We start from the raw sequence: 6669 nt of genomic DNA, 5'->3' as shown, positions 1-6669 counted from the left end.
GCGGACCTGGCCCGGTCCGGGCTGCGGGACCTCGACCTCCGCCTCGTGCAGGACCTCGGTGCCGCCGAACCGGTCGAAAACAATGGCCTTCATGACTACTCCTCAACGATGTGATGCGGTGCGATGCAGTGGGATGTGATGCGATGCCGTACACGAATTAGGTGGCTGGACACATAAAATCTAGCAGGGATTGAGTGGCCAGCCAAGTATTTGGAGGGCGCGGAATCAGATCCGCGACACGAGGGCTTCGCCCACGCCAAGGGCGAGTCCGACGAGGCGTTCACCTCACCGGCCGGCGGGCGGCGCAAGCGGGCCGGCGTCCGCCCCGGACAGGACACGGAGGGGCATGGCGCCCTCCACGCGCCGGTGGGGGGGACGGTCAGCGCGGCGGGCCGACGATGCGGCCGCCGGACAACTCGGAGGCCTCCTCCAGAAGCGACTTGGGGATCTCGAAGTCCGCGGGGCGGGGAGTGCTCAGGTCGCGTCCGGCGTGGCGGAACATGTCCTCGATACCGCCAGGGGTGGCGATCATGAGGAGGTCGGCGCGCTCGGAGGTGATGCGGTAGGAGTGCGGGATGTTGCGCGGCAGATAGACGATGCCTCCTTCGCGCAGTTCGTACTCCTCCTCCCCGGACCACACCAGAGCGGTGCCCTTGATGAGCATGAACACCTCGTCCTCGCGGGTGTGCAGGTGGAACGGCGGAGCCTCCCCCTTGGCCACGTCGAAGCGGCCCACGGTCAGCTGCCCTTCGGTGGCGTCCTTGTCTAGCAGCACGGAGAACGTTCCCCCGTCGAGCCATTCGAGCTTCTGCTGCTGCTCGGGCTGGGCCAGATAGGCCATGGTCATGTCTTGTCCCCTTCCTGGGAGCCGGTCCACGGCGATACGGAGATGCGGTCCTGCGGGCACGGTCCTGCGGGCACGGTCCTGCGGGCCCAGCCCGCAGGCACGGGAGCCGATGCGCGGCTCGCCGTCGCGTCGTCAGGCGCCCAGGGTGCGGCGCACCCAGGCACTGCGGGCCGCGAGGGCGGCCTTGGACAGGGCCGCGGCGGGGGCGGCACCGTCGAAGATGTGGAAGCCGCCGGCCCACACGTGCAGCTCGGCTTGGACGCCGGAGGACCACAGACGGGAGGCGTAGGCGACGTCCTCGTCACGGAAGACCTCGGCGGAGCCGACGTCGATGAAGGCCGGCGGCAGACCGGACAGGTCGGCGGCCCGCGCGGGGGCGGCGTACACGGAGACCGCCTCGGTGCCGCGGCGCGCGCCGAGCAGCGCGCTCCAGCCGGTCCGGTTGGACTCGCGGCTCCACGAACCGGTGCCGGAGTACTGGCGGGCGGAGACGGTGTCGTCGCGGTCGTCGAGCATCGGGCTCATCAGCAGCTGCGCCATCGCCTGCGGGCCCTTGCGGTCGCGGGCCAGCAGGACGACGCCGGCGGCGAGGCCGGCGCCGGCGGAGGTGCCGGCCAGCAGGATCCGATCGGGGTCGATACCGAGTTCACCGGCGTGGCGCGCGGTCCACACGAAGCCGGCGTAGGCGTCCTCGACAGGGGCGGGGTCGGGGCGTTCGGGGGCGAGACGGTAGTCGACGGAGACGACGACGGCGCCGTGCTCCAGCGCGTAGTCGAGGATGTTCTCGATGCCGGTGTAGCGGTCGCCGATGACGAATCCGCCACCGTGCAGGTGGTAGATGCCCGCCCCGGTCGCGGTCTTGCCGCGAGGGGTGAACACGGAGGCGGCCAACTCGCCCTCGGGGCCGGGGATCGTGATGATCCGGTGGTCCAGGTCGCGGGTGGCCAGGACTTCCTCGATCGGCGCGGTGAACGGGGCGGTGCGCAACGGCTCGATCATGTCCGCGGTGATGACGGTGGGCAGCGGGCTGCCGGCGAGCAGGGTGTCCAGCTCCGGGTCGTAGGGCGGGCGGACGAGCGTTCCGGGCCGGGGCGAAACAGTCATGGCGTACTCCAAGGAGGGGTTCCGCCGACCACTTATGTGGCCGACCACCTAAAAGTAGCGCGAGATTACGTGGCTGGCAACATAAATCTCCGCGCTCTCTGCCCCTCCCCCGCCCGGAGGCGGTGACGGAGCCACCGACGAGGCCGGAGACTTGCGGCACCGCCTCCGGCGCACCTCCGCTCACGGCGGACCGGCAGCCGCTGCGGCGACGGACAGCCTGGAGCCGCGGACCGGACAGGAGGACGACGCCCGGCCCGCACCGGGGCACGGCCGACCGGTGGCGCCAAGCGTGGAACCCGACGCGACGCAACACAGGGGATGTCTCCGAAGCGCCGACCGTGATGCGGCCGGCTCCCGAGGAGCGGCTCGCCGCCTCGCTGATCGATCGGCACGGCGGACTCCGCCGACCTGGACCAGGAGACCCGGCGCCGCTTTGCGTCCGCCGCCGTTCCCGTCCCCGAGGGGGTCGCCCGAGGAGTCGTGCGCCTGACCGACGAGCGCCGTTTCGACGTCCCCATCGTGCTCGTCTGCCCCGAGTTCACCCCCGCCCAGGCCAAGGAGTGGATCGCCGCCGGCGAGAGCCGCGAACTCGCCCGCGCCGCCCACCTCGAGTACATGGACCTCGGCTCGGGCCACTGGCCGATGGCCACCCGCCCCGGCGAACTCGCCCGCGTCCTGGCGAGGCCGCGAACTCGTGATGCTGTGGCCGGGTTGGCTGGTCAGACCGCTACCGGTAGTGGTCTGCCACCCCAGCGGCTGCTCTTCTCGCTGCGGGCGCGGACGCGTTTCTCATGATGTGCGGCGAGTACGTCGGGGCGGCGGGCGTCGACGTCGCACCGGCGCAGGTGACGATGGAGGGCCCGGGTCTGCGGCTGGCGCGGCTCCGGCGGCGGAGGCGGTGGGGCCGGCCGCGGCTGACAAGTGGTGCCACCGAACACCGACAGAGCCGAACGTCACCGCCCATCCACCCGTTTCCACCGCCAACCCGGCGAACCCTCCCGGTCGAGCGCCGGCCATGGGGTACGCCCTGGAACGGGCGGGATCGCCCGTCCGTCGCTCGCCGGGGACCGGCTCATCCGTCCCCCATGCGAAGCAGCGGTCTCCCCCACCTCGTTTCCGCTCCGGCAGGATCCCACCGTGATGTGCGCGCCCGGTCGGCCGGGGCGGGCCCGCCCTGCCGCGGTCGGCCCCGGCTGGTGACTTCCGGGAACGCTCAGTCCCTCGTCTCTGCGGCCAGGAAGGTGCTCAGGCTGTCGAGGAGCATGGTGCTGCCCTGTTCGGCCATGTCGCGTTCCTCGGCGGAGTCGCAGGTCTGGCGGAGCACGATCTGCGTGCGCCGGTCGCCCTGCTCGTCGAGCTGCATGGCCATGACGGCGGGCTCGGACCCGCCGGGCACGTCCATGCCGATCACCAGGTGGCGGTTCTCGGCGACCTCGAGATAGGAGCCGGTCAGCGGGACCTGTCCGCCGTCCGGGGTGACCATCGTGGACTTCCACGCTCCGCCCGGCCGTACGTCCATCTCGACGGAGCCGGCAGCGGCTCCCGCCCACTGGGCGTACCGCTCGGGGGTGGTCCACGCCCGCCACACCTTCACCGCGGGAGCGTTCAGTGTCCGGGTCAGCGTGTAGGCGAAGTCGTCGGCCGCGGCGGTCTGCTCGGTGCTCATGTCTCGTCTCCTCGTCTCCCCGGTCGGGTTGTCACACCTGTAGACGCCCGTGGGCGTGGAGACTCATCGGCGCGACTGCCGGGCGATGACGGGACCGTCCGTCTCCATCAGCCCGACGGTGGGCTTCGGCCTGCGAGATCCCCTCGCCGGGTCGGCGCAACTGCGAGAAGCGGGCGTCGCCCTCGCTGAGGACACCCACGACGAGCACCGTCCACCGGTCGCCGACGCGGTCCAGGATGTGACGGGTCGGGCAGTCCGCGCGACGGGGGCTGCCGCGAAGTACGGATTCGGACCGGTTGGTTACCACAGAGTACCTACTCTCCGTCGGAGAGCTGCACTCATACGGTGAGTCCAACGCGCCGACCGACGCGTCAAGCCCGTAGAAAGGCACTCCTGTGTCCCGCGTCACCGTGATCGGAGGCACCGGCCACGCCGGTTCGGCCGTCGTCGCGGAGGCCGCCGCTCGCGGTCACCAGGTCACCGCGCCGAGCCGCCCGCTCCCCGACGCGCCGGTCCCGAACGTGACCTATGTCCAAGGCGACGCCACCGACGAAGCGACGCTGTCCTCGGCCATCGCGGGTTCGGAGGCCGTGGTGGGCGCACTCGCTCCGCGTGGCCCGCTCGACGGCGGCTTCCGCGACGTCTACCGCACCATCGCGCGTCTGGCCGATGCCGCCGGTGTACCGCTGTACGTCGTCGGCGGCTACTCGTCGCTGCGCCCCGCGCCCGGGACGGACCGCTTCGTCACCGACCTCAGCCACATCCCCGCGGAACTCCACGGCGAGATCCGCGCCGGGGCGGCGCTCGTCATCGAGGACCTCCCGGCCACGCACCCGACACTCGACTGGGTCTTCGTCAGCCCGGCCCTCAGGTTCGGCGCCCGCATGTCCGGCGAACGGCTCGGCCGTTACCGGCTCGGCGACGACGTCGCGGTCCGGCCCGAGGACGGCGGCGCGATCTCCGCCGCGGACTACGCCCTCGGTTCGTCGACCTGATCGGGAGGGGCGACCACCACAGGGCACAGGTCAACCTCGGCAACTGAGTCGACCGGACAGCTCCGGAAGTCCCCGGAGCCGACCGATGAAGATCGTCAAGTTTGTCGTCGCCGACAACACGATCAGCGGGCCCCTCAAGACCGACGCCCACCAGGCGCCGGCCACCGACATCGGCACAGGCACCGGCATCGGGCCCGTCCCGGTGTCCGACGCGGTGCGTGCGGTCGCAGTGCGTGCGGCCGCCTGGAGGTCCTGGTCCGGGACATGTCCCGTCGGGCGGTGCAGGCCGGGACGTTCCCGGTGCGGCCTCCGGTACGGGGCGAGCCATCGTGTGACGGCCGGCGAGGTCCGACCGAGGCTCTCGGCCGAAGGCCGCACACGATGGCTCCGGACCGGTCCGCCCCGCTGGAGTCGGTCGAAGCGCCGGAAGCCGCCGATGCCGACGGCGCGGTCCGCCGAGCGTTTCACGGTGCGCTCCGACCGCCGGCGTCTTGTTCCTGGCGGCCGCCCGTCCTGTACCTCCCTGCCACTGCGGGGAGTTACGGGCCTCTCCCCCACTTGTCGTGGATGCCCGCGCACGTACCCCGCTGCGGTGGAGAGCACCGTCAGCACACCGCTCCGGCGGGTAGTCGGCGCCTCGCCACCCGTGGTCGACACCGCCGTGCCCTACGCCGACGAGAACGGCGACCGTCCGTCGGGCAGCCGGGTCCGCTGCGGCGCGAGCGTGTGGAGGTTCTCGTAGTACGGCGCCGTCACCAGGACGGCGACGTGCCGCGAGTACCATCCGTCGTCCCCTGGCACGGTCACGGCGACGACAGTGTCCCATGGTGTTGCGGCCGGCCTTTGTTCGAAGGCCGGCCGCGACCCCACACCACCACACGTGCACAGGAGCATTCCGTGCCACTACCGGCTCCCCCGGCTTCGCGGCCGCAGGCTCGCCCAACAGGGTGATCATGCGTGTAGCCCCGGCCGGAAGGGGGATTCCAGCCGGGGCTGCGGCGCGGTCGCGGAAGGGCGGTCGCCTACGCGGCGGAAGGCTCTGCAGGGCTTCAGCCGAACGATCGTCCCCGCAGGCGATAAGTGAGGCCCGGGGACACTGTCCCCTTCCACGACCACGCCTGTCACAACACGGCGCGGCGTGCGGATGTTCCCGGTCGGGCTGCCGGCGCGGACCGCCTCGGTCGGGTGGCTCCGTACGGGTGGCTTCGTTCGGTCCGAGGGGCGGCGTAGTGGTCGTTTGCGCGGTCTTGTCGGTCGGTGGTCAGTGGTGTGGGGCGATGCCGTCGATGAGGAGGTCCAGTCGGGTCTGCCCGCCGTGCGGGGGGATGCGGCCGGTGGCCGACAGGGCGGAGATGCCGTGCAGGGCGGCCCAGAGCAGTTCGGCGCGGGCCTCGCGGTCGGGGGTGTTCTCCGGCAGCGCTTCCACGAGGGCGTCGAAGGCGGCGCGCAGTGGTGTGGGTGTCTCCTGGTCGGCGAACTTCAGTTGTGTGGGCAGGACGAACATCGCCTGGTAGAGGGCGGGGTGTGCGGTGGCGAAGTGCAGGTAGGCCCGGCACACGGCCCGCAGGCCGCTGTTCGGGTCGCCCTCCTGACCGGCGGCGGCGGTGGTGCGTGCGGTGCGCAGCAGGTCGGCCAGTTCGGTGAAGCCTTCCTGGGCGAGGGCCGCGACGATGGCGTCCTTGCCGGTGAAGTGGCTGTAGAGGACGGGCTGGCTGTATTCCACGCGTTCGGCCAGGCGGCGGGTGGTGACCGCCTCCCAGCCCTCGGCCTCGGCCAGTTCGCGGGCGGCGGTGAGGATCAGGCGGTGGCGTTGGGCGCGTTCGCGTTCGCGGCGGTTCTGGGTGACGGACATGACCGCGATTCTAGCACTGCTAGACATCGGGCCGCCGCTATGGCTAGCATCGCTAGAAGAAAGAGCGGCGCTCGACACAAGGTCGGGGCCGCCGCACAAGGGGAGAGCGCCTCGCCATGCCCACCGCCGCCACCACCACCGCCACCGTCATCGCCTGGGCGACCGCCGCCGGGATCATCCTCATCGGCACCCGCTTCCTGTGGAC

Annotated in this window: 7 protein-coding genes and 2 pseudogenes; 2 read left to right on the top strand and 7 right to left on the bottom strand. The window is 71.6% G+C overall.

Annotated features, from left to right (window positions below; genetic code table 11):
- The 3 genes and pseudogenes from IE271_RS39965 to IE271_RS39955 all read right to left on the bottom strand — a co-directional run.
- Positions 1–93: pseudogene (locus tag IE271_RS39965) on the bottom strand (NADP-dependent oxidoreductase); the annotation flags it as partial.
- A gap of 286 nt (positions 94–379) precedes the next feature.
- Positions 380–847 (bottom strand): cupin domain-containing protein, encoded by a 468-nt coding sequence (locus IE271_RS39960; protein WP_190195342.1) that lies wholly within the window; start codon positions 845–847, stop codon positions 380–382.
- Positions 848–979: 132 nt separating this feature from the next.
- Positions 980–1951 (bottom strand): alpha/beta hydrolase, encoded by a 972-nt coding sequence (locus IE271_RS39955; RefSeq protein WP_190195341.1) that lies wholly within the window; start codon positions 1949–1951, stop codon positions 980–982.
- A gap of 396 nt (positions 1952–2347) precedes the next feature.
- On the opposite strand from IE271_RS39955, the pseudogene IE271_RS39950 reads away from it, so the two are divergent.
- Positions 2348–2632 (top strand): annotated as a pseudogene (locus IE271_RS39950) (alpha/beta fold hydrolase); the annotation flags it as partial.
- A 532-nt stretch (positions 2633–3164) separates the two neighbouring features.
- Here the strand turns inward: IE271_RS39950 and IE271_RS39945 are convergent.
- Together IE271_RS39945 and IE271_RS44260 are read right to left on the bottom strand one after the other, a co-directional pair.
- Complete coding sequence (locus IE271_RS39945) at positions 3165–3617, bottom strand: SRPBCC family protein (protein WP_190195340.1); 453 nt, start codon at positions 3615–3617, stop codon at positions 3165–3167.
- A gap of 31 nt (positions 3618–3648) precedes the next feature.
- A complete protein-coding gene (locus tag IE271_RS44260) occupies positions 3649–3924 on the bottom strand; it encodes a winged helix-turn-helix transcriptional regulator (RefSeq protein WP_190195339.1) in 276 nt (91 codons plus the stop codon).
- An 88-nt stretch (positions 3925–4012) separates the two neighbouring features.
- Between IE271_RS44260 and IE271_RS39935 the strand changes: the two genes are divergently transcribed.
- Positions 4013–4612 (top strand): NAD(P)-dependent oxidoreductase, encoded by a 600-nt coding sequence (locus IE271_RS39935; protein WP_229919959.1) that lies wholly within the window; start codon positions 4013–4015, stop codon positions 4610–4612.
- Between the two features lie 666 nt (positions 4613–5278).
- On the opposite strand, the gene IE271_RS39930 is transcribed toward IE271_RS39935, so the two are convergent.
- Both IE271_RS39930 and IE271_RS39925 read right to left on the bottom strand, forming a co-directional pair.
- A complete protein-coding gene (locus IE271_RS39930) occupies positions 5279–5419 on the bottom strand; it encodes a hypothetical protein (RefSeq protein WP_190195338.1) in 141 nt (46 codons plus the stop codon).
- Positions 5420–5873: 454 nt separating this feature from the next.
- Positions 5874–6464, bottom strand: a complete 591-nt coding sequence (locus IE271_RS39925) for a TetR/AcrR family transcriptional regulator (protein ID WP_190195337.1) — start codon at positions 6462–6464, stop codon at positions 5874–5876.
- Between the last annotated feature and the right edge of the window lie 205 nt (positions 6465–6669).

Source organism: Streptomyces minutiscleroticus (genome assembly GCF_014650875.1).
In the GTDB taxonomy this organism is placed as follows: domain Bacteria; phylum Actinomycetota; class Actinomycetes; order Streptomycetales; family Streptomycetaceae; genus Streptomyces; species Streptomyces minutiscleroticus.
This window is presented reverse-complemented; position numbering and strand designations above follow the sequence as displayed.